Below are 26740 nucleotides of genomic sequence, written 5' to 3'. Positions count from 1 at the left end.
CCGGGCGGGTGCCGTCCGGCCGGGGAAGCGGTCTCCGGCGGCCCGTGCCGTCGGCGCGTCAGGTGCGGTGGGTGACGTCCTCCACGCCCAGGCCGAGGGCCCGGGCGATGTCCTGGACGTTCCGGAACTCCTGGCCGGCCGGCAGCCTCTCGGCCAGGTTCACCAGACGGTCGGGCGCGTTGTTCTCGCGCAGCGTGTCGAGCACGGCGTCGCGGTCGGCCGGGTACAGCTCCTTGCCCAGGTGTCGGGCCAGCTCGCTGCGCAGCTCGACGTCCTCCTGGTCCATCCCCGGCGGCGTGCCGCCGGTGAGCACGGTGTTCGGCGCCCGGTCCACGTCCGGCTGGTCCTCGCCGGAGGGCTGGAGCTCGTGCTCCTCGTCCATGCGGGTCGACCGGCTCGCGCGGAGTTCGCCTTCCATCTCCTGCTTGAGCTCGTCGTCCCGCATGGGGCCCGTCTTGTTCTTCCCGTGCGTGGCCATGTCGTCCTCCCGAAGGTCCAGACAGTGGTCGGCGGGGTGTGTCACGTCCGAACCATGTTCCCCCGGATGTCGGCATTACACCGTTTGAGCACGGTTTATGATCAGTTCGGTGACCAGCGCGCGGTCACCCCATGTCGCCCTTCCGCTCCGGAGTGACGTCGGCGATGTCCCGGCGCCCGACGTTCTCCTCCTGGTCGATGGCCGCGACGTCGGGGTGGTGCAGGTCGAAGGCGGGGGATTCGGACCGGATCCGCGGCAGGGTGACGAAGTTGTGCCGCGGCGGCGGGCAGGAGGTCGCCCACTCCAGCGAGCGGCCGTAGCCCCACGGGTCGTCCACCTCGATCTTCGGCGCGTACCGGGCCGTCTTCCAGACGTTGTAGAGGAACGGCAGCGTCGACAGGCCGAGGAGGAAGGCCCCGATGGTGGAGATCATGTGGAGGCCGGTGAAGCCGTCGGCGGCCAGGTAGTCGGCGTACCGGCGCGGCATGCCCTCGGCGCCCAGCCAGTGCTGGACCAGGAACGTGGCGTGGAAGCCGATGAACAGCGTCCAGAAGTGGATCTTCCCGAGCCGCTCGTCGAGCATCTTGCCGGTGAACTTCGGCCACCAGAAGTGGAAGCCGGCGAACATCGCGAACACCACGGTGCCGAACACCACGTAGTGGAAGTGGGCGACGACGAAATAGCTGTCGGTGACCTGCCAGTCCAGCGGCGGGGAGGCCAGGATGACGCCGGTCAGACCGCCGAAGAGGAAGGTGACCAGGAAGCCGATCGCCCAGAGCATCGGGGTCTCGAAGCTCAGCGAGCCCTGCCACATGGTGCCGATCCAGTTGAAGAACTTCACGCCCGTCGGCACCGCGATCAGGAACGACATGAAGGAGAAGAAGGGCAGCAGCACCGCGCCGGTGGCGAACATGTGGTGCGCCCAGACCGTCACCGACAGGCCCGCGATCGCGACGGTGGCGCCGATCAGGCCGATGTAGCCGAAGATCGGCTTGCGGGAGAAGACCGGGATGATCTCGGTGACGATGCCGAAGAACGGCAGCGCGATGATGTAGACCTCGGGGTGGCCGAAGAACCAGAACAGGTGCTGCCAGAGGATCGGGCCGCCGACCTCCGCGTCGTAGACGTGGGAGCCGAGCGTACGGTCCGACGCCAGGGCGAACAGGGCGGCGGCCAGCACCGGGAAGGCCAGCAGGACCAGCACGCTGGTCAGCAGGACGTTCCAGGTGAAGATCGGCATCCGGAACATCGTCATGCCCGGCGCGCGCATGCAGATGATCGTGGTGATGAAGTTGACCGCGCCCAGGATCGTGCCGAAGCCGGAGAGGGACAGGCCCATGACCCACAGGTCGGCGCCGATCTGGGGCGTGCGGGTGTTGTCGGACAGCGGCGTGTACGCCGTCCAACCGAAGTCGGCGGCGCCGTCGGGGGTGAGGAAGGAGCTCACCGTGATCAGACCGCCGAAGAGGTACAGCCAGTAGGCGAACATGTTCAGCCGCGGGAACGCCACGTCCGGCGCGCCGATCTGCAGCGGCATGATGGCGTTGGCGAACCCGGCGAACAGCGGCGTCGCGAAGAGCAGCAGCATGATCGCGCCGTGCATGGTGAACGCCTGGTTGTACTGGTAGTTGGAGAGGATGTGCATGCCCGGGCGCGCCAGCTCGGCCCGGATCAGCAGCGCCAGGACTCCGCCGATCAGGAAGAAGCCGAACGAGCTGATGATGTAGAGGGAGCCGATCTTCTTGTGGTCGGTGGTGGTCAACCAGGTGACCGCCACCGCTCCCAGGCTCCTGCGGGGAGCCTCCCCCGGCCTGACCTCTTCCGTCCTTACCGCCATGGTCCGCGTCCTCTCGACCCGCCCAGCTCCGACCGGTATCCGGACGCGTTCCCCGTCCGGTGTGCGCACACCTGTCGGCCCCGGAATTCCCGCCAATGACCGCGGACGGCCGTTGCGGCGAGCCCGCCTCGACGTGCATGACACCGCGAGGCCGATCCGTTGGTGTTCGGTCCTTTGGTGGGCGTGTGGCACGAATGCTGCTTTTGTTGTTATTCGCTGCCTTCTGTCTTACGCGTACGAGTCTCCGACGGCAACGGCATCGACGCCGTGTCCGCCGCGCCGCGTCCGCGACCGGCCTCCGCGACCGGCCTCCGGGACGGCGTCCACCGGCCGGGTCGCCCTCAGGGGAGTGACCACGGAGCGACGGACGAAACACACGGATTTCCGTGAGGCGCCGTCAGCGGCCGGGCTCGCCCTCCGGCCCGGTGGACGGCGCGAACCAGTTGAGCCACACCGCGAACGCCGCGCCGGTGGTCAGCAGGGCGGCGAAGGCCCACGTGTGCAGTGCGGCGGTGGAGGGCGCCCAGGACGCGGCCAGGTCGTAGACGACGTGTCCGGCCGCCAACGGAGTGAGCCGGCCGTAGCGCAGGTACAGGACGAGGGCGCAGGCGCCCAGCAGGACGAGGGCCGCCCCCGGCACGCCCAGGTACAGGTGCGCCGCGACCCGGAGTGCCAGACTGAGCGCGCAGACCGCCCACAGCGGGCGGCCCGCGGCGTGCCCCAGCACGACGACGGCGCCGACCAGCACCATCTCCTCGGCGACGCCGGTGAACAGCACGTTGGCCACCATGTCCGCCGGTCCGCGCCAGCCCAGCGCCGCGCTCTGGGCCCCGTCCAGGACGGGGAGCCGGGGTGCGACCTCCGGCAGGGTCAGCTGGAGGTGGGCCATCCAGGTGACCGTGGTGTAGGCGATGACGAAGACGGCGCCGAAGACCATCACGGCCGTCAGCCGTCCGGCCGGGGTGCGGGCGCCGGGCGGCCGGACGCCCAGTCCGCGCCATCCCGCGCCGTGCCGGACGGCCAGCTCTCCGCAGAGCCAGGCCAGCAGGGCGGTGGTGGCCAGGCTCCCCGTCGCGCCCTGCGCCTCGCCGGCCCGCACCAGATCCACGGCGCGCGCGCCGACGGCGAGGGCCGCCAGGGCGAGCGCCGCCCACAGCCGTAAGGCCGGCCGCGGGGCGGGCCGCCGTGCCGCGCGGGCCGCCGACAGCCGGACCAGCCAGGCACCGGTGGCGGCCGAGCAGGCCAGCCGGAGCCAGGGGAGCAGCGCGTCGGACCAGCCGTGCACCGGAGCGCCCGCCAGCGCGGCGAAGTCGACCGCCGAGCCCACGACCGGTACGGCGCACGTCACCAGGAGCAGGTGCCGCAGGTCGCGCGCCGCCCGCCGCGCGTCGGCGGCGCGGGGGCGGCGGGGCGGTGCGTCCGGACGGCGGGCCCGGACGGGGGCCGGCAGGGGTGAACCGGTGCGCGGAGAGCCGGTGTTCGGCAGGGTCTGGGCCACGGGCACGTCTTCCCGTACGAGTCGGTGTCGGCTGGGGACGAGGGTTCTTCTTCCGGGTATCCGGTGACGGTCCGTCGACACCTCGGACACATCGTCGACACCTTCCCCGACGGGGTGAGGGCGCCGTGCGGGACGCCGCCGGCCGGGCTCAGGCCCCCGGCACGGTGACGGCCGGCATGTTGTACGGGGTGATCACCTGGACGGCGGAGGGGATGGACCGCGGGCTGCCGGGAAGGGCTTTGTGCGCCTGCATGACGAGCTGGCAGGCACGGCGCATGTCCTGGCGCAGGTCGTGGTGGAGCACCGCGGACAGTCTTCCCTCGCGCAGCAGCCGGGTGTTGTCGCCGTCCAGGTCGTGCGCGATGAACACCGGGCGGTCCAGGCCCAGGTCGTCGAAGGCGGTCACGATCGCGTTGTTGCCGCCGCCGATGGAGTAGACCGCCCTGATCCCCGGATGCTCCTTCAAGGCGGCCAGGGCGAGGTCGTGCATGGTGGCGTCGAGCCCGTCGGTGTCGTCGATCTCCACCAGGGTCCTGTCCGGCGCCAGGGCGCGCAGCGTGCTCCGGAAGCCCATCTCCCGCTCCTCCTCGTTGCGGAAGAAGCCGCGGCTGAGGGTGGTCAGGACGTCGCCGGGCCCGTCGCCCAGCCACTGGTGGACGAGGTAGGCGGCGGTGGCGCCGGCGGCCCGGTCGTCGATGCCCACATAGGCCAGCCGCCGGCTGCTGGGCAGGTCCGTCACCAGGGTGACGACCGGTATCCCGCGTGCCTCCAGGCGCTGGACGGCCTCGTTGACCTCCGGGATGTCGGGAGCCTTGAGGAGGATGCCCTGGGAGCCCCGGCGGGCGATCCGGTCCAGGGCGGCGACCAGTTCGCCCACGGGCCCGGTCTCGCGGAAGTGGAAGCGGGACCGGATGACGGCCGGGCGCAGGGACGGCAACACGGCCTCCAGCGCGGCGCGGACGGCGGAGGAGAACCGGTCGGGAGCCTGCATGACCACGTCGACCATGAAGGTGCGCCCGCTCAGGCGCACCTGGCTCCGCTGGCGGTCCAGGTCGACGATCGCCTGTCGGACCGTCCGCGCGGTGCTGGCCCGCACGCCGCCGCGGTCGTTGAGCACGCGGTCGACGGTGGCCTCGCTGACGCCGGCCTGGAGGGCGATCTCGCGGATCGGGTAGGGATGGCTTCCCATCACGCTCCTTGAGGGGTTTTTGATGGCTTTCTGCCGTTGGAATGATGGAGTGCGCTCCCTAGGCTGTCAGACGTTCCGCGGTGATTCCACGAAGGGACGTGAACCATGACCGCTCTCCCCCCGGCGCTCGCCGGCACCCCCGCCTGGCTGACGGAGGACGACTGCCGGTTGGAGGACTTCCTGGCCGTCGTCGACAGCGTCACCGACCCGGCGGACTACCCGTACGCCGCGGCGGTCGAGCGGAACGTCCTCGTCTACGACGGCGACCGGCTGCGCGACCACCTGGGCTCGCCGGACCGGCGCCGCGAACTGCTCGCCGAGCTGGCCCGCGCCCTGATGGACGGACCCGGCCTGGTGGTGTTCGAGCGCGCCTTCGCCGACACCTCGGTCGTCGACCGGGCCACCGAGGCGTTCCGGGCGCTGATCGCCGACCAGCACGCGGCCGGCGCGGCGGTGGGCGACCACTTCGCCCGGCCCGGCGCCAACGACCGGGTGTGGAACGCCGCCGAGAAGCTGGCCGTCGCCGACCCGGCGGTGTTCGCCGAGTACTACGCCAACGAGATCGTCGCGCTGATCTCCACCGCCTGGCTCGGCCCGGGCTACCAGATCACCTCGCAGGTCAACGTGGTCAACCCCGGTGGCGCCGCCCAGGACCCGCACCGCGACTACCACCTGGGCTTCCTCTCCAACGAGCAGGTCGGACGGTTCCCCGCCCACGTGCACCTGCTCTCGCCCGCGCTGACCCTCCAGGGCGCGGTCGCCCACTGCGACATGCCGGTGGAGAGCGGGCCGACGATGTACCTGCCGCACTCCCAGAAGTACGCGCCCGGCTACCTGGCCTGGCGACTGCCGGAGTTCCGCGACCACTTCGAGCGGAACCACGTCCAACTGCCGCTGGCCAAGGGCGATGCGGCGTTCTTCAACCCCGCGCTCTTCCACGGCGCCGGACACAACCGCTCCGCCGACATCAGGCGCATGGCCAACCTGCTCCAGATCTCCTCGGCGTTCGGCCGCGCGATGGAGAGCGTGGACCGCGAGCGGATGTGCAACGCCGTCTACCCCGAACTGCTGCGGCTCAAGGCGTCGGGCGCCTCCGAGGACACCCTGGAGAACGTCATCGCCGCCTGCGCCGAGGGCTACGCGTTCCCCACCAACCTCGACCGCGACCCGCCGGTCGACGGGCTGGCCCCCCGCACCCAGGCCGACCTGCTGCGCCGCGCCGTGGCGGAGGAGTGGGACCCGCGGACGCTGCGCGAGCGGCTGACGGCCCACGGCGAGCGCCGCAGGACCGAGGAGGTGTAGCGGCCCGCCCGCCCCTCCCTCTCCCTCCCGCATCCCCTTCCCCGCACGGTTCCGCCACCCTCGTCGAAAGGCGCACCCCATGCTGGACATCGCCCTGTTCGGCAGCGGCCGCATCGGTCGCGTGCACGCGGACACGATCGCCACCGGGCCCCGGACCCGCCTGTCCTGGGTCTGCGACCCGGTCCCGGACGCCGCCGACCGGCTCGCCGGACAGTACGGTGCCAAGGCCACCCGGAAGGCCGAGGAGGTCCTGACGGACCCCGCGGTCGACGCGGTGGTGATCGCCAGTCCCACCCCCACCCACCTCGATCTGATCACCGCCGCCACGGACGCCGGCAAGGCCGTGCTGTGCGAGAAACCGATCGACCTGGACCTGGAGCGGGTCGACGCCTGCTGGGAGCGGATCGCCGGATCCGACCCCCGCGTGATGATCGGCTTCAACCGCAGGTTCGACCCGGCCTTCGCCGAGATCCACGCCCGCGTCGCCGCCGGGGAGATCGGCCGGCTGGAGCACCTGGTGATCACCAGTCGCGACCCCGAGCCGCCGCCCGCCGAGTACGCCGCGGTCGCGGGCGGGATCTTCCGGGACATGACGATCCACGACTTCGACATGGCCCGGTTCTTCCTCGGCGACATCGTCGAGGTCCACGCCATGGCCGCCCCGGTGGGCGCGGGCGGACCGGAGGGGAGCGGGGAGGCCGACCACGCCGTGGTCACCCTCCGCTCGGCCGACGGACGCCTGTGCCAGATAGCCAACAGCCGTAGCTGCGCCTTCGGCTACGACCAGCGGATCGAGGCGTTCGGCACCGACGGCATGCTCCAGGCCGCCAACCGGACGCCGACCACCGTGCGCGCGTACACGGCGGCCGGGGTGGAGACCGCCTCCCCGTACCTGCGGTTCTTCCTGGAGCGCTACCAGGACGCCTACCGCCGCGAACTGGAGTACTTCGCCGAGGCCGTGGAGAGCGGCACGCCGCCGAGCCCCGGATACGCCGACGGCCGGGCCGCCCTCGTCCTGGCCGACGCCGCGCGCGAGAGCGTGCGCACCGGCCGCACCGTCACGGTGGGCTGACCGAACCCGCCCGCCCACCACCCGGTCCGCGCCCGGCCCCGGGCGCGGACCGGCACCCGAACGGACATCGGAGGGCACCGCGGCGCTCCCCGGCCCGGTACCCCTCCGACCGAAGAGAACCTGGACACCCGACATGATCATGGACCGCATCGCCGGAGCCCCCATCTCCTGGGGAGTGTGCGAAGTGCCCGGCTGGGGCCACCAGCTCGCACCCCACCGGGTGCTCGCCGAGATGGGCGAACTCGGCCTCGCCGCAACGGAGTTCGGACCCGACGGCTTCCTCCCCGACGAGCCGGAGGAGAAGGCGGACCTGCTGCGGTCGTACGGACTGCGCGCCGTGGGAGGCTTCGTCCCCGCCGTCGTCCACGACCCGGACCGCGACCCGCTGCCCGTCGTCGACGCGGCGCTGGACGGGTTCGTCGCCGCCGGGGCCGGCACCCTCGTCCTGGCGGCCGCGACCGGCCTGGACGGCTACGACGAGCGTCCCGCCCTCGACGCCGCCGGATGGGCCACCCTCTTCGCCAACCTGGACCGCATCACCGAGCGCTGCGCGCTGCGCGGGGTCTCCCTCGCCCTCCACCCGCACATGGGCACGCTCGTGGAGCGCCGCGAGGAGGTGGACCGGGTGCTGGAGGGCAGCGAGGTGCCCCTGTGCCTGGACACCGGCCACCTGCTGGCCGGCGGCACGGACCCCGTGGAACTCGTCCGCCAGGTGCCCGAGCGGATCACGCACACGCACCTGAAGGACGTCGACGCCGCCGTCGCCGCCCGCGTCCGCGCCGGCGAACTGCCCTACTACGACGCGGTGTGCGCCGGGATGTACCGCCCCCTGGGGGAGGGCGACGTGGACATCGCCGAGATCGTCCGCCTCCTGGAGGCGTCCGGCTACGCCGGCTGGTACGTGATGGAGCAGGACACCGTGCTCACCGGCGAGCCGGAGGGCGAGGGACCGCTGACGGACGTCCGCGCCGGCGTGCGCTTCCTCGGCGAGGTGGACGCCGGCCTCGCCGCCGGCTGACCCGGCGTCCCTGCGGCGCGACCGCCGGAGGGACGTCGGAGGGACGCCGGAGGGACGCCGGAGGAAACGGAAGAGACGCGGGAGAGAGAAGGGGAGAACGGGGAACCCATGAGAATCGGTCTCATCGGCCTGGGCCGGATCGGTCTGATGCACGCGGCCAACGCCGTCGCCGACGACGAGGTGTCCGAACTGCTTCTGACCAGCCGGGATCCGGCCAAGGCGGAACGGGAGGCCGCCGCGCTGGGCGAGAAGGCCCGTGCCCGCGCCACCCTGGAGGACGTGCTCGCCGAGGCCGACGGGCTCCTGGTGGCGACGAGCACCGCCACCCACCCCGACATCATCCGCGCCTCGATCGCGGCGGGCGTCCCGGTGCTGTGCGAGAAGCCCGCGGCCATGGACCGCCCCACCCTGGCGGCCCTGGCACGGGACGTGGAGGCGTCCGGCGTGCCGGTGCTGATCGCCTTTCAGCGCCGGTACGACCCCGCCTACCGCCGACTGCGGGAGGAGGTGGCCGCGGGCGCGGTCGGACGCCCGCAACTGGTGCGCACCGTCGCCCACGACAGGGTTCCGCCGCCGCCGGAGTACATCCCCACCTCCGGCGGCATCTGGCGGGACCTGCTCATCCACGACTTCGACGCCGTCCCCTGGGTGCTGGGGGAGCGGGTCGTGGAGGTCTACGCCCAGGGCAACGCCTTCAGCGGGTCCCCCTACACCGACTGCGGCGACGCCGACGCCGCCGTCGCGGTCCTCACCTTCGCGTCCGGGGCCCGTGCCCTGGTCAGCGGGGCGCGGGCCAACGGCCAGGGGTACGACTGCCGGATCGAGGTCTTCGGCGACCGCGCCACCCTGGCCGCGGGCGTCGGCCCCCGGACACCGGTCGCGTCCCTGGAGGAGGACGCGCCGCCGCCCGCGGAGCCCCACCAGGGCTTCCCGGAGCGCTTCGACACCGCCTACAAGGCCCAGATCAGGCAGTTCGTCGAGGTGGTCCGGGGGAGGGCGGAGAACCCCAGCCCGCCCGGCGACGGCCTCCACGCCCTGGAGATCGCCACGGCGTGCGAGCTGTCCCGCCGTCTCAACCGCCCCGTGGCCGTCACCGAGGACGGGCAACTCGTCTGAGGGATTCGGGGCCCGGCCCGAACCGGTCGCCGGGTCGGGTCCCGGGGACGCTCAGGGCACGAGCAGCACCTTGCCCACCGTCTCGCGGGCGGCGAGCGCCGTGTGCGCCGTCGGGGCCTCCTCCAGCCGGTAGCGCCGTCCGACGACGGGCCTCGGTCGTCCGACGGCGGCCTCGGCCAGGGCGCGGGCCTGGAGCGCGTGGCGCCGCGAGTGGTCCAGGGCCGGATTGCCGGCGCCGTAGCCGATGACGGTCAGGCCCCGGGCGTAGACCAGCGCGCCGGGGATCTCGGTGCCGGTGCCCGAGGCGACCCCGTAGACGACGAACCGCCCGCCCGGCGCCAGGGCCTCCACCGCCTGACGGCCGGCCGCGCCGCCCACCGAGTCCCACACCACGTCCACCCCGCGTCCGCCGGCCGCCCGCCGCACCCGGTCGGCCCGCCCGCACCAGCGTCTCGACGAACTGGACCCCGGCCACGGCGACGTCCACCAGCACCTCGCCCTCGCCCGGCTCCGGATCCGGCACCTCCGCCACCCGCATCACCTCGGGCGGACTGAACTCGGCGACCCGGACAGCGCGCACACCGGACTCCCTCCCGTGACGGCGGCGGCCCCACAGGCCGACCGCGGGGCGTGCCCCACAGCGCTCCACGGCTCCGGACCCCGGTTCGCCTCGACCGGCGGACGACGCGACCGCGTTCGCCCGACGAGACGCCCCGCCGGGCCCCGGTCACCCGCCACCCCCCTGGACGAGACGCCCGTGCAGCACCAACGCCCAGACCAGGCAGCCGAACGAGGCCGTGGCGGCCACCGCGCGCACGGTGTTCCACCGCACCCACCGCGCCTCGAACCGCTCGCGCACCGCCGCGAGATCGGCGCCGCGGTCCACCGCGCCGGCCGCGGCCAGCGCGTCGTTGAGGGGGACGTTGACCCGGAAGGTGACGACCAGGACCACCGCGTACAGCGCGAACGCGGCCACCGTCCAGGGCAGCACCGGCCGGCCACCGCCGCCCAGGTGGAGCAGGGCCGCCGCCCCGCAGGCCAGGGGCGCGCCGGCGAAGCACAGGGCGAACCACCCGTTGAGGATCGCCACGTTGATCCGCCGCATCGCCTCGACGAAGGTCCGGTCGTCCGCCCGGCCCAGACCGGGCATGACGGAACAGGCGTAGGCGTAGAACAGTCCCGCGATCAGACCCGTGGTCACGGTGGCCACGACCAGCGCGGCGGTGCGGGGTTCGGGCACGGCGGCCTCCCGAGGAAGGGGATGGAGAACGGAGACGGGGGAGCGGAGAAGGAGCGGCGAAGGAGGACGGAGAGGAGGAGCGCGGAGGTCCGTCCCCCGCCGACTCCCAGTCAAACGGGAGCGCCGGAGGGAGGTCCATCATCGAGAGGCTCGCCTCCATGCCCGCGCGTCTACACTCGGGGCCATGGACGCACTCACGGGTCTGCTGGACGGTCCCCGGGCCCGTGGAGCGTTCCTGATGCGGGCGATCCTGAACCCGCCCTGGTCCGTCCGCGTGCGGGACCGCGCGCCGCTCAGCCTGGTGACGCCCGTGCGGGGCGAGGCGTGGATGGTCCCGGACGACGGCGGGGCCGTGCGGCTGGAACCCGGCGACGTCGCGGTCGCCCGCGGCCCGGACCCGTACACCGTCGCCGACGACCCGGCCACACCGCCCCGGGTCGTGATCCATCCCGGGGAGCGCTCCACCACCCCGGACGGCGAGGAACTGTGCGACACGATGGGCCTGGGCGTGCGCACCTGGGGCGACGCCCCGGACGGCTCCGCGGTGCTGCTGATCGGCACCTACCGGATGCCCGGCGAGATCGGCCGCCGGCTGCTGGACGCCCTGCCCCCGCTGCTGGTCCTCGCCCGCGACGACTGGGACTCCGCCCTGGTGCCGCTGCTCGGCGAGGAGATCGCCAGGGCGGAACCCGGCCAGGAGGCCGTCCTGGACCGACTGCTGGACCTGCTGCTGACCGGCGTGGTGCGCTCCTGGCTCGCCCGGCCGGAGGCCGGGGCGCCGCCCTGGCACCGGGCGCACGGCGACCCCGTGGTGGGACGCGCCCTGCGGCTGCTCCACGACGACCCGGCCCACCCCTGGACGGTCGCCGAGCTCGCCGCCCGGGTGGGCGTCTCCCGGGCGGCCCTGGCCCGGCGCTTCACCGCCCTGGTCGGCCGGCCGCCCATGACGTACCTGACCGACCGGCGTCTCTCCCTCGCCGCCGACCTGCTGCGCGGGACGGACGCCACGATCGGCGCGGTGGCCCGGCAGGTCGGCTACGGCAGCGCGTTCGCGCTCAGCACCGCCTTCCGCCGCGTCCACGGCGTCAGCCCGCGGCGGTACCGGACGGAGGCCGGGGGGACGGACCTCAGAGCGCGCCCGTGAGGGACTGCTCGGTCCAGATGGTCTTGCCGGAGGGGGTGTACCGGCTGCCCCAGCGGTGGGCGATCTGGGCGATGAGGAACAGACCGCGCCCGCCCTCGTCGGTCAGCCGGGCCCGGCGCAGGTGCGGCTGGGTCTGGCTGGGGTCGGAGACCTCGCAGATCAGCGTCTTGTCCCGGATCAGCCGCAGCCCGATGGGCGGGCCGGCATAGCGGATGGCGTTGGTGACCAGCTCGCTGACGATCAGCTCGGTGGTGAACACCAGCTCCTCCATGCCCCAGGCGGTGAGCTGGGCGGTGGCCAGATCGCGCGCCTGGGCGACGATGGTGGGATCGGCCATGAACCGCCAGGAGGCGGTGGCGTCGTCGGGCAGGGCCCGCACCTTGGCCACCAGGAGGGCCACGTCGTCGGCCGGGGGCTCGGTCAGGACGTGGTCGAGCACGGCGCGCCCGACCTCGGTGGGCGGGCCGCCGGCCGCCACGGCGTTCTCCAGCCCCTCGCTCAGCCGCCGCAACTGGCCGTGGGAGCAGTCCCCGCCGCCGTGGGCCACCAGCTCGTTGGTGTAGAAGGCCAGCACACCGCCCGGAGCGAGGTGCAGCTCCACGGGTTCGAAGGGCATGCCGCCCAGCCCCAGGGCCGGTCCCGGCCGAAGGTCCACGCAGCGGGTCGCCCCTCCCGCGCTGGTCAGGACGGGGGGCGGATGGCCGGCGCTGGCCATGGCGCACCGCCCGGTGACCGGGTCGTACACGCTGTACAGGCAGGTGGCGCCCACCACACTGCCCTCGCCGCCGTTCGCCTGCGGCTCGGTGGTGGACAGCCGGATGACGAGGTCGTCCAGATGGGTGAGCAGCTCCTCGGGGGCGAGGTCCAGGTCGGCGAGGGTCTGGACGGCCGTGCGCAGCCGGCCCATGGTGGCCGTCGCCTCCAGCCCGTGTCCGGCCACGTCGCCGATGACGAAGGCCACCCGGGCCGAGGAGAGCGGGATGACGTCGTACCAGCAGCCGCCGACGCCGGCCGCGGTGCCGGCCGGCACGTACGTCCCGGCGGTCTCGGCCGCGCTGAGCTCCACCCCGGCCGGCGGCAGCAGACTGCGCTGGAGACTCTCGACCGTGCGGAGTTCGGAGGTGTAGCGGCGGGCGTTCTCCACGCTCAGCGCGGCCCGGGAGGCGATCTCCTCCGCCAGCGGGACGTCGCCGCGGGCGAACGGCACGCGCCTGCCGTCGCGCCACAGCCCCAACACGCCCAGCACGTGGCCCCGGGCGTGCAGCGGGACGAACAGCCCCGAGGTCGCCACCTCGGGGAAGAGCAGCCGCAGCCGCTCGGGGTCGGTGACCATCCGCTTCCGCCAGGCGGCCATGTCGGGCACCAGGACGGTCCGTCCCTCGCGGAGGTTCTCGCTCTCCTCCTCCCGGACGCGGACGGTCTCGCCGCGCTGGTACACCTCCGCCGGCCAGGAGCCGTCCGCCGAGTTCACCGCGACCCTGCGCAGCGGCGTTCCCGGCGTGAAGGCGCCGGGCTCCTGACCGCGGAACATCGTCTCGACCAGGTCCACGCACGCCAGGTCGGCGAATTCGGGCACCAGGATCCTGGCCAGCTCCTCGGAGTTGCGGGTGATGTCCAGGGTCTGTCCCAGCCGCGCGGCGGCGGCGTGGAGGAGCGCCAGCCGCCGCCGGGCCAGGTACTGCTCGGTGGTCTCGGTGAGGACCGCCGCGACCCCGATGACGCGGCCGTGCGCGTCCTGGAGCCGGAAGGCCGACAGGGACACCGTCCGCTCCTGGTGGGGAGCGATCCGCCGCCGCGCCGAGTGCTCCCAGTCCACCAGCGCCTCGCCGCTCTCCAGGACCTGCCGCAGCTTCTCCTCGATCGCCTCGGCGTCCTCGGGCACCAGGATCTCTCCGAGCCGGGTGTCCTGCGGGAACGTGGAGTCGCCCGGGACCTCGGGCACACCGAAGTACCGCGGATCGAGGTTCACCCGGGTCGTCCGCAGGTCGGTGTCGTGGACGACCAGTCCGATGCGGTTCTGGTTGAACAGGGCGCGCAGCAGGGCCTGGTCCTCCGTCGGGCGCCGCCCCAGGGCCGAGGGGACGGCGCACACCAGGAACCGCGCCCTGCTCCCCTCGGGCAGCGATAGCACCTCGGCGTCCACCTCGATCGGCGTGCCGTCGCGGTGCCTCAGGGACGTACGGACCTCCAGGGACTTCCCGGGCGCGACGTCGAGCGGCCCGTTCCAGGGGCCGGGGACGGTGGCGAGGTCCGCCATGCGCCGCCCGCGGACCTCCTCGACCGCGTGGCCGGTCAGGTCCAGCACCGAGGCCGTGCACTGGAGCACGGCTCCGTGCCCGTCCAGCACGAACACGACCGTGCTGCCCGGCGGAGGGGCGGAGTCGTGAGGGTGCCTGGTCGGATTCACTCGGTTGCCTCGCTCCGGGAGTGCGACGCTGCTTCGGCCATTCAACCCCGAGGGGAGCCCGTGCGCATGACGACAACGGTCCGTGCGCGGGCCCATCGGGCGCATGCCGCTGGAGCGAACGGGTACCCCCGGAGTCCGGGAGGAACCCCGGGCGGCACTCGGAGTGTCGGAAGGGGCCGGAGTCGGGGAAGGGGCGGGTCGGCATGGGCGTCACGGAGGCACCCGCCCTGGTCACCTTCGGTCACGGCACCGCCGACCGGGACCGGCTGGCCCGCCTGGTGACGGGGGCGGGCATCGCCCTGGTGGTGGACGTCCGCGCGTTCCCGGGCAGCCGTCGCGACCCGGACGTGGCCCGCGACCGGCTCCGGGAGTGGCTGCCCGGACACGGCGTCGACTACCGCTGGGACGAGAGGCTGGGCGGGTTCCGGCGGCCGGCGCCCGACTCCCCCGACACGGTCTGGCGCAACGCCTCCTTCCGGGGGTACGCCGCGCACACCCGGGACGCGTCCTTCCGGGAGGCGCTGGACCGGCTGCTGGAGGACGCCGAGCGGGGCCGGACCGCCGTCATGTGCAGCGAGGCGGTGTGGTGGCGCTGCCACCGCCGGCTGATCGCCGACGCCGCCGTGGTGACCCGGGGCGTGCGCGTGGCGCACCTGATGCACGACGGCAGGCTCGTCCCGCACACGCCGACCCCGGGCGTGCGGCTGCGGGAGGACGGGCTGATGGTCTACGACGCCCCGGACGCCTCCGACGCCGCGTCCGGCGGGGGAGCGGCACGGCCCTGACCCCACCGTGATGGAACCGCTCCCATGGCAAAGGGCGGGGCCGGATCGGCTCTTCCGGGGCGTCGTGATGCCCTTTCTGTCGTCACATACCTGTTCACGCGGTCGTCGCTTCGCACTTACCCGGCAGTTTCCCTTGACGCGGAACCCGGTGTGACTACTCTCTTTGGGAGCGCTCCCATTCTGTGTCCCACCTCACATGCTCCGGATCGGCGGTCGGTGGCCGACGGTCGGCGTCCACCGTGGCGCCGCACCGCCGATCCGGTGACCGCGTCCCTGCGACCCCCACGGGCCGCCGTCCGCAGCCGTGTGTGGCATGGACACCTCCCCCGTCCGCGTCACGTGGGAGGTGGCACGGACCGAGCGGTCCGGAGCGTGCCGCGTCGCCGCGAGGCGGCGGTTCTGTCCCCCCACCGAGGAGTACGTATGCTCCGCAAGACCTTTCCCCTGGCGCGCCGTGTCCTCGCGGCGGTCGCCACCGTCACGGCGACCGCCGCGGCGCTGCTGGTGCCGGGCGGTACCGCGCAGGCGGCCGACTCCCCGTACTACGTCAACCCCGACACGCAGGCGGCCCGCTGGGTGGCGGCCAACCCCGGCGACCCGCGCGCCGCCGTGATACGCGACCGGATCGCGAGCGTTCCGCAGGGGCAGTGGTTCACCTCGACCAACACGAGCACGGTCCGCTCCCAGGTGGACGCGCTGGTCACGGCCGCCGCCGAGAAGGGCAGGACCCCGATCCTGGTGGTCTACAACATGCCCAACCGGGACTGCGGCGGCGCCAGCGGCGGCGGCGCGTCCAGCCACTCCGCCTACCGCCAGTGGATCGACCAGCTCGCCGCCGGCCTGGAGGGCCGTCCGGCGGCCGTCGTCGTCGAGCCCGACGTCCTGGCGCTGATGTCCAACTGCCAGAGCGCCGACCAGCAGGCCCTGACGCGGGAGTCGATGGCCTACGCGGGCAGGGCGCTCAAGGCCGCGTCGTCCCGGGCGAAGGTGTACTTCGACGCCGCGCACTCCAACTGGCACCCGCCGGCGGAGATGGCGGCCCGGCTGAAGGCGGCCGGGATCGTCGACAGCGCCGACGGCATCTCCACCAACGTCTCCAACTACAACCGCACCGCCGACGAGGTCGCCTACGCCAAGGCGGTGCTGAACGCGATCGGCTCACCGGACCTGAACGCGGTGATCGACACCAGCCGCAACGGCAACGGCCCCGCCGGCGGGCAGTGGTGCGACCCGTCCGGACGCGCGATCGGCACTCCGAGCACCGACCGGACGGGCGACGACCGGATCGACGCCTTCCTGTGGGTCAAGCTCCCCGGCGAGGCGGACGGCTGCGCGGGACCGGCCGGGCGGTTCATGCCCCAACTCGCCTACGACATGGCCGTCGCGGCACCGACGAGGACCCGGTGAACGGCGGAACGGCCGAGAGAGGACATCCCGTGGAACTGTTGGAGAGACACAAGAGCCACGTCATCGCGCTCTACCGCATGGTGGTGGGGCTGCTGTTCGCCTGCCACGGCGCGGCGACCCTGTTCGACGTGCTCGGCGGCCCCCACGGCGGCCACGTCCCCGAGGTCGGACAGTGGCCCGCCTGGTGGGCGGCGGGCATCCAGCTCGTCGGCGGCGTCCTGGTGGTGCTCGGCCTCGGCACGCGCACCGCCGCGGTGATCTGCTCCGGCTCGATGGCGTACGCCTACTTCGTCGAGCACCAGCCCGGCGCGCTCTTCCCCATCCAGAACGGCGGGGAGGCGGCCGCGATGTTCTGCTGGGCCTTCTTCCTCATCGCCGCCCTCGGACCCGGCGCGTGGGCGCTGGGCTCGCTGTTCACCCGCGCCGAGCGCACGGCCGACGGCGAGGGGGTGAGGGTCACCGCCGCCTGAGGGTCGCCGCCGTCCGAGGGGAACGCCGGACGGCGGTACGGGGACGGTCGGCGCCGCGGAACGATCCCGCGGCGCCGACCGTGCGTCCACGTCGCTCAGGCGCCGGCGGACCGCACGGGGACGGGCTCGGAGTCGGCCAGGTTGTCCGGCAGGCGGAGCCCCTGGCGCAGCGGCACGAGCTCCGACTGGAGAACCATGGCCGCCGCGCCGATCGCGGGCGCGGTGGCGGCCGACCGCGAGAGGCGGACGGCGACCGGGTGCGCCGCGCGGGAGAAGAACGCGCGGTCGAGCTCCTCCTGCACCACGGGCAGGTACACCGACCCCGCGATCGCCAGGCTCGGGCCGGTGAGCACCACCAGTTCGAGGTCCATGATGTTGGCGAGCGTGCGGGCGGCCACCGCCAGGTAGCGCGCCGAGCGCTCCAGCAGGGCGCGGGCCCCCGGCTCGCCGCGGCGCGCGGCGCGGGTGACCGCCGCGAAGTCCGCGGTCACGGACGACGGCCGGCCGCGCCTGGAGTCGTCGGCCAGTCCGGCCGCGCGGGCCAGCGTCTCGTCGGCGCGGGCGGCGGCGACGACCGCGGAGGGACCGGCCAGCGCCTCGACGCAGCCGCGGGCCCCGCACCAGCACTCGGGGCCCTCCACGTCCAGGCAGCTGTGGCCGATCTCGCCGGCGTTCCCGCTGGTGCCCCGGTAGGTGATCCCGTCGACCAGCAGACCCGCGCCGATGCCGGTGCCCATGTACAGGGCCGCGAAGGTGGCGGCGCCGCCGACGCCGCCGGACCAGTGTTCGCCGAGGGCCGCCGCCGTGGCGTCGTTGTCGGAGACGACCGGCAGCCCGGTGGCCTCCTGGAGCGCGCGGTCGAGCGGGAAGTCCTCCCAGTGCCGCATCAGGGGCGGGGTCAGCCGCATCCCGCTGGTGGGGGAGAGGGGGCCGGGGGAGACCAGGCCCAGGCCGAGCACCCGCTCGCGCTTGACGCCGACGCTCTCGATGAGGGCGTCGACCTCGCCGGCCATGCGCGCGACGACCGCCGGGGGGTCCTCGGCCCCCGCGCCCGCCCGGGACATCCGGGCGACGACCGACCCGCCGAGGTTGGTCAGGACGTAGGTGAGGCCGGCGTGGTCGAGGTGGACCCCGACCGCGTACCGGGACGACTGGTTGAGCTGGAGCAGGACCCGACGCTTGCCGCCGGTGGACTCCGCGCGGCCGGTCTCCACCACGAGCCCGTCGTCGATGAGGCGGCGCACGACGGTCGAGATCGTCGCGCCCGTGAACCCGGTCGCGTTGATGAGGCCGACCCGGCTGATGGTGCCCGCCGCGCGGATCACGTCGAGCACGGCCGCCCTGCTGCTCGCATGGGCCGTGGTCCGCGCTGGTCCGCTCACTGTTCCTCCGCCCGCGCCCCGCCGGGGCGTCCACACTGTCGACGTGGTCCGCGCGGGCCGCGCCGCGCGTACACGAACCGTTAGTTTATTTGTCTATCGAAGGGGAGCAAGCGTCCGCCCGCCCGGACGGGAGACGGCCCCCTTCCGCCGCCCCGGCGCCTTTCGCCCGGGAGTTCCCCGGGGTTTCCCCGCGAGTTCCGTGGGAGCGGTTCCCCGGAACGGGCTCCGTCGATCCTCCTCCTCGCGTGCTCTTCCTCGCGTTCCGCGGCAGGTCGTCCGCGCATCCTCCGCTTCCGTCGCGGTTTCCCCTCGTGTTCCCGCGGCGCCGGGGTGTGACAGAAGTATTGACTTTCTTTCTTTGGCGACTTAAGAATCGCCCCACGTGAGCGACCCCCGCCCGGCCGCGCGGCGGCCGACGGCACACCGGCGTGCCCCTCCAGTCACGAGAGGATCCATCGATCATGTTCCTGCAAGCAAGACGCCGCCGTGCGCGCGTCGCGGCGGTCGGAATGGCCGCCATCGCCCTGCTGGCCACGGCGTGTTCGCAGTCGAGCGGCTCCGGCGGCGGCAAGAACGACACCCTGGTGGTCTTCACGGGGCAGGCGGGCGACTACCAGGCCAACTTCAACCCGTTCTCGCCCACCATGGTCGAGGGGCCGGGCACGATCTTCGAGTCGCTCTTCTACTTCAACCAGGTCCGCGACGAGCCCGCGAAGCCGCTGCTGGGCACCGAGTACTCCTGGAACGAGGACGGCACCGAGCTGTCGATCACCCTGCGCGAGGGCGTCACATGGTCCGACGGCGAGGAGTTCACCGCGGACGACGTGGTCTTCACGCTGGACATGATCTCCCGGCACAAGGAGATGAACGGCACCGGCTACAAGGGCGAGGCCGAGGCCGTCGACGACACCCACGTCAAGATCACCTTCGACGAGCCCTCCTACATGGACGGGCCGCAGATCCTCGGCAAGATCTACATCGTCCCCGAGCACATCTGGAAGGACGTCGAGCAGCCCTCCAAGGACACCGTCCGCAAGCCGGTCGGCACCGGCCCGTACACGCTGGGCGACTTCAAGGGCCAGGCGTTCACCCTCAAGGCCAACCCCGACTACTGGGACGGCGAGCCGGCCGTGAAGCAGGTCCGCTACGTGGCCCTGTCGGGCAACCAGGCCGGCGCCGACGCCCTGGCGGCCGGGAAGATCGACTGGCAGACCGGTCCCGTCCCGGACATCCGGAACGTCGAGAAGAACTACCCCGGCTACAAGGCCGTCACGGTCCCGATCAACCAGACCGCCCTGATGACCTGCGCCAACCCCGAACTGGGGTGCAAGGGACCGCAGACGGACCCGGCGGTGCGCAAGGCGATCTACTACGCCATGGACCGCACCCAGCTCAACTCGCTGGCGTTCCAGAACACCTCCAGCCAGATCTCCCCCGGATTCGCCCTGGTGGAGAGCAACAAGGAACTCGTCTCCGCCAAGCTCGAGGAGAGCCTGGCCCCGATGCGGGCCGACGCCGCCCGGGCCGAGCGGATCCTGAAGGACGCCGGCTACACCAAGGGTCCGGACGGCGTCTACGCCAAGGGCGGGCGGAAGCTCTCCCTGACCGTCCGGGTCGTCTCCGGCTGGACCGACTACATCACCGCGGTCGACACCCTGGCCGAGCAGCTGAAGAAGGTCGGCATCAAGATCACTCCCCAGCAGTCCTCCTGGAACGAGTGGTCCGAGGCCCGCGGCCAGGGCAACTACCAGCTGCTGATCGACTCGCTGTACCCGGGGCCGTCGCCCGACCCCTTCTACACCTACAGCTACTTCTTCGGCACCGAGACCACCGCCGAGGTCGGCGAGGCGGCGAACCCGAACTTCTCCCGGTACAGCAACCCCAAGGTCGACAAGGCGCTCCAGGAGCTCAAGAAGCTCGCCCCCGAGGCGACCGCGCAGCGCCGGAAGCAGTACGACGTCATCCAGACCGAGATCGAGCGGGACATGCCCTACATCCCGGTCCTGACCGGCGGCACCACCAGCGAGTACCACGCCTCGAAGTTCGAGGGCTGGCCGACGGAGTACAACCTCTACGCCGTCCCGGCGGTCTGGAGCCGCCCCGACCAGGCGCAGATCTACAAGGCCCTGAAGCCGGCCGGCTGACGGCGGCCCGACGACGGTGAACGGTTCCGAGGAGAAGACACGGTGATAGGCGGCGATCGGTGAGGTACTACGCCCGGAAGCTCGGGTTCTATCTCGTCGCCCTCTGGGCGGCACTGACCCTGAACTTCTTCATCCCGAGGCTGATGCCGGGAAACCCGGTGGACACCCTCATGGCGAAGCTGCAACAACGCGGCGGCGCGACCGACCCGTCGGTCCGCAGGTCCTACGAGCTTCTCCTCGGAACCGACACCGGCGATCCCCTGATCGGCCAGTACCTGTCGTACCTGGCCAACATGGTCCGCGGGGACCTGGGCGTCTCGGTGAGCGTCTTCCCGACGGACGTCTCCACCGTCATCGCCGACGCCCTGCCCTGGACGGTCGTGCTGGTGGGCCTCGCCACCCTGATGTCGTTCCTGCTCGGCATCGGGCTCGGCACCCTGGTCGGCTGGAAGCGCGGCACCTGGCTGGACTCGCTCGTCCCGGCCACCACCGTCCTGGCGGCGGTGCCCTACTTCTGGCTGGCGCTGATCCTGGTCGCGATCTTCGCCTCGACCCTGAAGTGGTTCCCCCTCAACGGCGGGTACGACGTGATCCTGAGCCCCGGCTGGAACGGCGAGTTCATCGCGTCCGCCGTCTACCACGGCACCCTGCCCGCCCTGACGATCGTGATCTCCTCGGTCGGCGGCTGGCTGCTGGGCATGCGGAACATGATGGTCTCGACGGTGTCGGAGGACTACATCCTCACCGCCCGGGCCAAGGGGCTGCGCGACCGCCGCATCATGACCCGCTACGCCGCGCGCAACGCGGTCCTGCCGTCGGTCGCCGGATTCGCGATCTCCCTCGGGTTCGTGGTCTCCGGCTCGATCATCACCGAGCAGGTCTTCTCCTACCCCGGCATCGGATCGAGGCTCCTCCAGGCCGTGGAGAACAACGACTACGCCCTGATGCAGGGGATCTTCCTGGTCATCACGGTGGCCGTGCTGGGCGCCAACCTGGTCGTCGACCTGCTGTACGGCCTGATCGACCCCCGCACCCGTGCCGGCAACCGATAGCTGAGGAACCGACACCGTGACGAACATCAACCCGTCCGCCGGAGCCGTCGAGGACGCGCCGTCGGACACCCCCATCGGGACCACCGGCACCGGCCCCACCGTCCGGCGCGCCGGGACCGGCGGCCGACACGCCATGCTGCCGCGCTGGTCGCCCAAGCTCGGCGTGGGCCTCGGTCTGGTCGTCGTGCTCGCCCTCTTCGGCGTCTTCGGACCCCTCTTCGTGGGCGACCCCGACACGGTCCGCGACATCGGCATGACCTCCCCCGGCGGGGAGTTCTGGCTGGGCACCACCCAGACCGGCCAGGACGTGCTGGCCCAACTGGCCCACGCCACCCGCGGATCGCTGCAGATCGGCCTGCTGGTGGGCGTCCTGGCCACCCTCTTCTCCGCGGTCTTCGGCGTCATCGGCGGCTACGTCGGCGGGGCGGTGGACGAGGGCTTCTCCCTGTTCTCCAACGTCATGCTGGTCATCCCCGGCCTGCCGCTGGTCATCGTCATCGCGGGCTTCGTCCCCGTCGAGCAGCGCGGCTGGTGGACCATCGCGGTGGTGCTGGCGATCACCGGCTGGGCGGCCTCCGCCCGGGTGCTGCGCGCCCAGACCCTCTCCCTGCGCAACCGCGACTACGTCGCCGCGGCGAAGGTGGCCGGCGAGAGGCCGTGGCGCATCGTCTCCGTGGAGATCCTGCCCAACCTGCTGCCGCTGATGGCCTCGCAGTTCGTGTTCGCCGTCATCCTGGCGATCCTCAGCGAGGCGGGCCTGTCCTTCCTGGGGCTGGGCGCCTCCAACTCCGACACCCTGGGCACGATGCTCTACTACGCCCAGAACGGCTTCGCGCTGCAGTACGGGGCGTGGTGGTGGTTCGGCCCGCCCGGCCTGGCCATCGCGCTGCTCGGCTGCGGTCTCTCGCTGATCAACTTCAGCATCGACGAGATCATCAACCCCAAGCTGCGCACCGTCCCCACCGCCACCCGGCGCGCCCGCCGGGCCGGCGGGGAGGTGAACTCCCGTCAGCGGAAGGCGCGTCCGCTGCCCCGGCGCGACGCCTCCGGCCGGGACGCCGTCCTGACCGTGGAGAACCTGAACGTGGTCTACCGGGGCGAGAAGCCCGTACACGCCGTCAAGAACGTCTCGTTGACGCTCGGTCGCGGGGAGATCCTCGGCCTCGCGGGCGAGTCCGGCTGCGGCAAGACCACCCTCGCCTACGCCGTCAACCGGCTGCACCGGCCGCCGGCCGAGGTCACCTCGGGAACGGTGGTCTTCCACGACCGCGACGGCACGGACATCGACCTGCTCTCCCTGGAGAAGGAGGAGCTGCGCGCCTTCCGCTGGTCGAAGCTGTCGATGGTCTTCCAGGGCGCGATGAACGCCCTCAACCCGGTGGTCTCCATCCGGGCGCAGCTGGAGGACGTCCTCACCACCCACCGGCCCGGGATGTCCGCCGAGGAGCGCCGCGAGCGGTGCGCCGAGGTCCTCCGCCTGGTCGGCGTCGACCCGCGGCGGCTGGACTCCTTCCCGCACGAGCTCTCCGGGGGGATGCGCCAGCGCGTCATGATCGCCATGGCGCTGCTGCTCGACCCCCAGGTGATGATCATGGACGAGCCGACCACGGCCCTCGACGTGGTGGTCCAGCGCGGCATCCTCCGGGAGATCCTGCGCTTCCGCGACGAACTCGGCTTCGCCGTCGTCTTCATCACCCACGACCTGCCGCTGCTGCTGGAACTCAGCGACCGGATCGCCGTCATGCGCGACGGCGAGGTGGTCGAGTACGCCACCGCCGAGGAGATCCACCGCCGGCCGCGACACCCCTACACCCGCACGCTGCTCGACTCCTTCCCCAGCCTCACCGGCGAGCGCGGGGCGTTCGTCCGCACCGGGGAGTCCGGCGCCCGCGAGCGCACCGAAACGACCGTGAAGGAGGCGGGTTCGCGATGACGACCCTCGAAGTCCGCGGCCTGACCAAGGACTTCTCCCTACGTTCCGGACTGCGGCAGTCCAGGTTCCGCGCGGTCGACGACGTCTCCTTCACCCTGACCCCCGGCCGGACCGTGGCGCTGGTCGGCGAGTCGGGGTCGGGCAAGTCCACGGTCGCGAGGATGATCGCCCGGCTGGAGAGGCCCACCGCCGGGGAGATCGTCGCCACCCGGCCCGACGGCACGCGGGTGGGCGACCGCGACTACCGCGACCACGTGCAGATGGTCTTCCAGGACCCGTTCGCCTCCCTCAACCCCTTCCACACCGTCGAGCACCACCTGGCGCGCCCGCTGAAGCTGCACGGCCGCACCAAGGGCAGGGAGGACACCCGGCGCACGGTCGAACAGCTCCTGGAGCGCGTCAACCTGACCCCGGCCGCCGACATCGCGCGGCGCCGCCCGCACGAGCTCTCCGGCGGCCAGCGCCAGCGCGTGGCCATCGCCCGCGCCCTGGCGCCCGGCGCCCGGGTCGTCGTCGCCGACGAGCCGGTCTCCATGCTGGACGTCTCCATCCGGCTGGGCGTGCTCAACCTGCTCGCCCGCCTCCAGCGCGAGGACGACCTCGCCGTCCTCTACATCACCCACGACCTCGCCACCGCGCGGCACTTCTCCGACGAGATCCTGGTGATGTACCGCGGGCGCGTGGTCGAGCGGGGACCGGCGGACGAGGTCATCCTCAACCCCCGGCACCCGTACACCAGAATCCTCGCGGCCGCCGCCCCCGACCCCGAGGCCCGCGACCGGGACCGGCTCAGGGAGGCGCTGGGCCTGGAGCCGGCGGGCGGCTCCACCCTCCCCGGCGACGATCCCGGATGCGCCTTCCGGGACCGCTGCCCCTCGGCGATGGAGATCTGCGCGCGCAGGCCGGAGGACGTCGCGGTGGGCCCGGACCACCACGTGACGTGCCGGCTGTACCCCGGCGACGGCCGGGACGCGCGGCCGGCCGGCGACGGCACGACCGCCGGGCGTCCCGCCTGACGGCCGACCACGTCCCCCGGCCCGTCCGGGGGCGCCCCCGGCGAAAGGAGCACACGCCCATGTCCCGATCTCCGCTGACCTGGTCGGGCGGCGGCGTGCACCTGGTGTTGGGGGTGGGCGGGGACGAGCCGGTCGGCCTGCTCTCCCTGCGCCCGGCGCACACCGGGGCCGCGCCGGCCGACGGCGCGCCCGGTGTGCCGCTGGTGGAGGTGCAGGCGCTCGGCCACGGCCGCTTCCCCGGCAGCCACCGGTACGCCGACACCGTGCTCGGCTCCCGGCTGCGCCACACCGGCCACACCGAGACCCGCACGGACGGGGGCCGCGAACTGCGGGTCGAGCAGACCGACCCCGTGACCGGCCTGACCGCCACCAGCGTCTTCCGGGCCGCCGACGGTGTGCCCGCGGTGCGGACCTGGACCGAACTGGGCACGACGGGCGAGGAGGCGGTACGCGTCCAGGCCGTCACCTCGGCCGTCACCGGCGCCTTCCTCACCGACTCCGGGCTCCCGCTGGAGGAGTTCGACCTGCTCTACGGCGACAGCGACTGGGTGGCCGAGTCCCGGTGGCACCGCGTACCGCTGCGCGAGGCCGGACTGCCGGTGACGGACCCCGCCGTCCACCACCACGCCTCCCGCAGCCGCTTCGCGCTGACCTCCCGCAGTTCGTGGTCGACGGGGGAGCACCTGCCCACCGGCGCGGTCGTCGCCCGCGACGGCTCCTGGGCGCTGGCCTGGCAGATCGAGCACAACGGCGCCTGGCACTGGGAGGTGGGCGAGACCGTCGCGGGCGCCTACGTCGCGCTGCTGGGGCCGACCGACGCCGAGCACCAGTGGAGCACGACCGTGACGGCCGAGCGCGGCTTCACCACCGTGCCGGTCTCCCTCGCCGTGGCGGCCGGGGGCGCGGACAGGGGCGTGGACGGGGTCTTCGCCGCCCTGACCCGGCAGCGCCGCACCCTGCTGCGCCGTCGTGCGCCGGGCCGCGCGCCGGATCGCGCACCGCGCCTGCCCGTGGTCTGCAACGACTACATGAACACCCTCATGGGCGATCCCACCACCGCCAGGCTGCTGCCGCTGGTCGACGCGGCGGCCGAGGCCGGGGCGGAGTGCTTCTGCGTCGACGCCGGCTGGTACGACGAGGACGGCCACTGGTGGGACGGCGTGGGGGAGTGGCGGCCGTCGACGACCCGCTTCCCCGGCGGACTGGCCGAGGTCACCGACCGCATCCGGGAGCGCGGCATGGTGCCGGGCCTCTGGCTGGAGCCGGAGGTCGTCGGGGTGCGCTCACCGGTCGCGGAGCGCCTGCCCGAGGAGGCGTTCTTCCGGCGCCACGGCACGCGCGTGGTCGAACACGGCCGCCACCACCTCGACCTGCGGCACCCGGCGGCCAGGGCACACCTGGACGCCGTCGTCGACCGCCTGGTCGACGACTTCGGCATCGGCTACCTCAAGCTCGACTACAACATCATGCCCGGCGCCGGGACCGACACCGGCGGCACGGCCCCCGGCGAGGGCCTGCTGGAGCACAACCGCGCCCATCTGGCGTGGCTGGACGCGCTGTTGGAGCGCCATCCGGACCTGCTGGTCGAGAACTGCGCGTCGGGCGCGATGCGCATGGACTACGCGATGCTCTCGCGACTGCACCTGCAGTCCACCTCCGACCAGCAGAACCCGCTGCTCTATCCGCCGATCGCGGCCGCCGCCCCCGCCTCCGTCCTGCCCGAGCAGGCCGGCAACTGGGCGTACGCGCAGCCGGAGATGACGGTCGAGGAGGCGGTGTTCACGCTCGCCACCGGCGTCCTGGGACGGCTGTACCTGGCCGGACGGCTGGACCGGATGGACGGCGAGCGGCTCGGCCTGGTCCGCGGGGCGGTCGCCGCGCACCGCGCCCTGCTGCCCGAGATCGCCGACGCCCTGCCCTTCTGGCCGCTCGGCCTGGCCGGGGAGCCCGGACCGTGGGTGGCGCTGGGGCTGCGGGCCTCCCGCCCCGGAGGCGACACCCTGCTGACGCTGTGGCGACGGCCCGGCGCCCCCGCCGAACTGGAGGTGCCCGTCGCCCGGCTGCGCGGCACGGACGCCGTGCCCGAGACGGTCTTCCCCGCGACGGGGACCGCCGGCACGGCCCCCTGGCCGCTGCGGTGGGACGCCGACCGGGGCGTGCTGCGGGTGACCTGCCCGGTGCCCGCGCCCGCGGCCCGGGTCGTCCGGCTCCGCCGCCGACGGCCCGAGTGACGTCCCGCCCGCGCCCCGG

The 26740-nt window shown here is 73.1% G+C and carries 21 protein-coding genes; 13 read left to right on the top strand and 8 right to left on the bottom strand.

Going from position 1 to position 26740, the window contains the following annotated elements; translation table 11 throughout:
* Positions 1–58 precede the first annotated feature (58 nt).
* The 4 genes from ABD335_RS09445 to ABD335_RS09430 all read right to left on the bottom strand — a co-directional run bounded on the left by ABD335_RS09445 (position 59) and on the right by ABD335_RS09430 (position 5002).
* Complete coding sequence (locus ABD335_RS09445) at positions 59–478, bottom strand: DUF2795 domain-containing protein (RefSeq protein ID WP_344322110.1); 420 nt, start codon at positions 476–478, stop codon at positions 59–61.
* A 124-nt stretch (positions 479–602) separates the two neighbouring features.
* Complete coding sequence (gene ctaD / locus ABD335_RS09440) at positions 603–2315, bottom strand: aa3-type cytochrome oxidase subunit I (RefSeq protein ID WP_344321693.1); 1713 nt, start codon at positions 2313–2315, stop codon at positions 603–605.
* Positions 2316–2712: 397 nt separating this feature from the next.
* Positions 2713–3813: a CPBP family glutamic-type intramembrane protease gene (locus ABD335_RS09435; RefSeq protein ID WP_344321691.1), complete on the bottom strand. Its 1101-nt coding sequence runs from the start codon at positions 3811–3813 to the stop codon at positions 2713–2715.
* 148 nt (positions 3814–3961) lie between these two features.
* Positions 3962–5002, bottom strand: a complete 1041-nt coding sequence (locus ABD335_RS09430) for a LacI family DNA-binding transcriptional regulator (protein ID WP_344321690.1) — start codon at positions 5000–5002, stop codon at positions 3962–3964.
* Positions 5003–5107: 105 nt separating this feature from the next.
* Between ABD335_RS09430 and ABD335_RS09425 the strand changes: the two genes are divergently transcribed.
* From ABD335_RS09425 to ABD335_RS09410, 4 genes are all read left to right on the top strand, one after another.
* Positions 5108–6304, top strand: a complete 1197-nt coding sequence (locus ABD335_RS09425) for a phytanoyl-CoA dioxygenase family protein (RefSeq protein ID WP_344321689.1) — start codon at positions 5108–5110, stop codon at positions 6302–6304.
* Between the two features lie 79 nt (positions 6305–6383).
* On the top strand, positions 6384–7376 hold the full coding sequence (gene iolG, locus ABD335_RS09420; protein WP_344321688.1) for an inositol 2-dehydrogenase: 993 nt from the start codon (positions 6384–6386) through the stop codon (positions 7374–7376).
* 133 nt (positions 7377–7509) lie between these two features.
* Positions 7510–8394 carry a sugar phosphate isomerase/epimerase family protein gene (locus tag ABD335_RS09415; RefSeq protein ID WP_344321687.1) on the top strand — a complete coding sequence of 295 codons (885 nt, stop codon included), beginning with the start codon at positions 7510–7512 and terminating at the stop codon, positions 8392–8394.
* A gap of 108 nt (positions 8395–8502) precedes the next feature.
* Positions 8503–9510: a Gfo/Idh/MocA family protein gene (locus ABD335_RS09410; protein ID WP_344321686.1), complete on the top strand. Its 1008-nt coding sequence runs from the start codon at positions 8503–8505 to the stop codon at positions 9508–9510.
* A gap of 51 nt (positions 9511–9561) precedes the next feature.
* On the opposite strand, the gene ABD335_RS09405 is transcribed toward ABD335_RS09410, so the two are convergent.
* Positions 9562–9909 carry a zinc-binding dehydrogenase gene (locus ABD335_RS09405; protein ID WP_344321685.1) on the bottom strand — a complete coding sequence of 116 codons (348 nt, stop codon included), beginning with the start codon at positions 9907–9909 and terminating at the stop codon, positions 9562–9564.
* A gap of 328 nt (positions 9910–10237) precedes the next feature.
* A complete protein-coding gene (locus ABD335_RS09400; RefSeq protein WP_344321683.1) occupies positions 10238–10750 on the bottom strand; it encodes an anthrone oxygenase family protein in 513 nt (170 codons plus the stop codon).
* 184 nt (positions 10751–10934) lie between these two features.
* Between ABD335_RS09400 and ABD335_RS09395 the strand changes: the two genes are divergently transcribed.
* On the top strand, positions 10935–11894 hold the full coding sequence (locus tag ABD335_RS09395; RefSeq protein WP_344321682.1) for an AraC family transcriptional regulator: 960 nt from the start codon (positions 10935–10937) through the stop codon (positions 11892–11894).
* On the opposite strand, the gene ABD335_RS09390 is transcribed toward ABD335_RS09395, so the two are convergent.
* Entirely contained in the window at positions 11878–14241 is a 2364-nt protein-coding gene (locus tag ABD335_RS09390; RefSeq protein WP_344321681.1) for an ATP-binding SpoIIE family protein phosphatase, read from the bottom strand. The two genes, ABD335_RS09395 and ABD335_RS09390, sit on opposite strands and share 17 nt — an antisense overlap.
* Before the next feature lie 263 nt (positions 14242–14504).
* Here ABD335_RS09390 and ABD335_RS09385 point away from each other — a divergent pair, with 263 nt between their 5' ends.
* The 3 genes from ABD335_RS09385 to ABD335_RS09375 all read left to right on the top strand — a co-directional run bounded on the left by ABD335_RS09385 (position 14505) and on the right by ABD335_RS09375 (position 16963).
* Positions 14505–15086, top strand: a complete 582-nt coding sequence (locus ABD335_RS09385) for a DUF488 domain-containing protein (RefSeq protein ID WP_344321679.1) — start codon at positions 14505–14507, stop codon at positions 15084–15086.
* Between the two features lie 423 nt (positions 15087–15509).
* Complete coding sequence (locus tag ABD335_RS09380) at positions 15510–16493, top strand: glycoside hydrolase family 6 protein (RefSeq protein WP_344321678.1); 984 nt, start codon at positions 15510–15512, stop codon at positions 16491–16493.
* 29 nt (positions 16494–16522) lie between these two features.
* Positions 16523–16963, top strand: coding sequence for a DoxX family protein (locus ABD335_RS09375; RefSeq protein ID WP_344321677.1), 441 nt, complete (start codon positions 16523–16525; stop codon positions 16961–16963).
* Positions 16964–17058: 95 nt separating this feature from the next.
* Here ABD335_RS09375 and ABD335_RS09370 read toward each other — a convergent pair whose 3' ends face one another.
* Positions 17059–18345, bottom strand: a complete 1287-nt coding sequence (locus tag ABD335_RS09370) for an ROK family transcriptional regulator (RefSeq protein ID WP_344321676.1) — start codon at positions 18343–18345, stop codon at positions 17059–17061.
* Positions 18346–18806: 461 nt separating this feature from the next.
* On the opposite strand from ABD335_RS09370, the gene ABD335_RS09365 reads away from it, so the two are divergent.
* The 5 genes from ABD335_RS09365 to ABD335_RS09345 are packed head-to-tail and all read left to right on the top strand — an operon-like array spanning position 18807 to position 26721.
* The gene (locus ABD335_RS09365; RefSeq protein ID WP_344321675.1) at positions 18807–20489 is read left to right on the top strand and encodes an ABC transporter substrate-binding protein; all 1683 of its coding nucleotides are present in this window, start codon (positions 18807–18809) and stop codon (positions 20487–20489) included.
* A 59-nt stretch (positions 20490–20548) separates the two neighbouring features.
* Positions 20549–21541 (top strand): ABC transporter permease, encoded by a 993-nt coding sequence (locus tag ABD335_RS09360; RefSeq protein WP_344321674.1) that lies wholly within the window; start codon positions 20549–20551, stop codon positions 21539–21541.
* 16 nt (positions 21542–21557) lie between these two features.
* Positions 21558–23474, top strand: a complete 1917-nt coding sequence (locus ABD335_RS09355; protein ID WP_344321673.1) for a dipeptide/oligopeptide/nickel ABC transporter permease/ATP-binding protein — start codon at positions 21558–21560, stop codon at positions 23472–23474.
* Complete coding sequence (locus ABD335_RS09350; RefSeq protein WP_344321672.1) at positions 23471–24490, top strand: ABC transporter ATP-binding protein; 1020 nt, start codon at positions 23471–23473, stop codon at positions 24488–24490. Before ABD335_RS09355 ends, ABD335_RS09350 begins: the two co-directional genes overlap by 4 nt.
* A gap of 59 nt (positions 24491–24549) precedes the next feature.
* Positions 24550–26721, top strand: coding sequence for a glycoside hydrolase family 36 protein (locus tag ABD335_RS09345; protein ID WP_344321671.1), 2172 nt, complete (start codon positions 24550–24552; stop codon positions 26719–26721).
* Positions 26722–26740 lie beyond the last annotated feature (19 nt).

Origin of the sequence: Streptomyces macrosporus, from assembly GCF_039533145.1 — a bacterium.
In the GTDB taxonomy this organism is placed as follows: Bacteria; Actinomycetota; Actinomycetes; order Streptomycetales; family Streptomycetaceae; genus Streptomyces; species Streptomyces macrosporus.
Note: the sequence above shows the minus strand (reverse complement) of the source record. Positions and strands in the feature narration are given on the sequence as shown.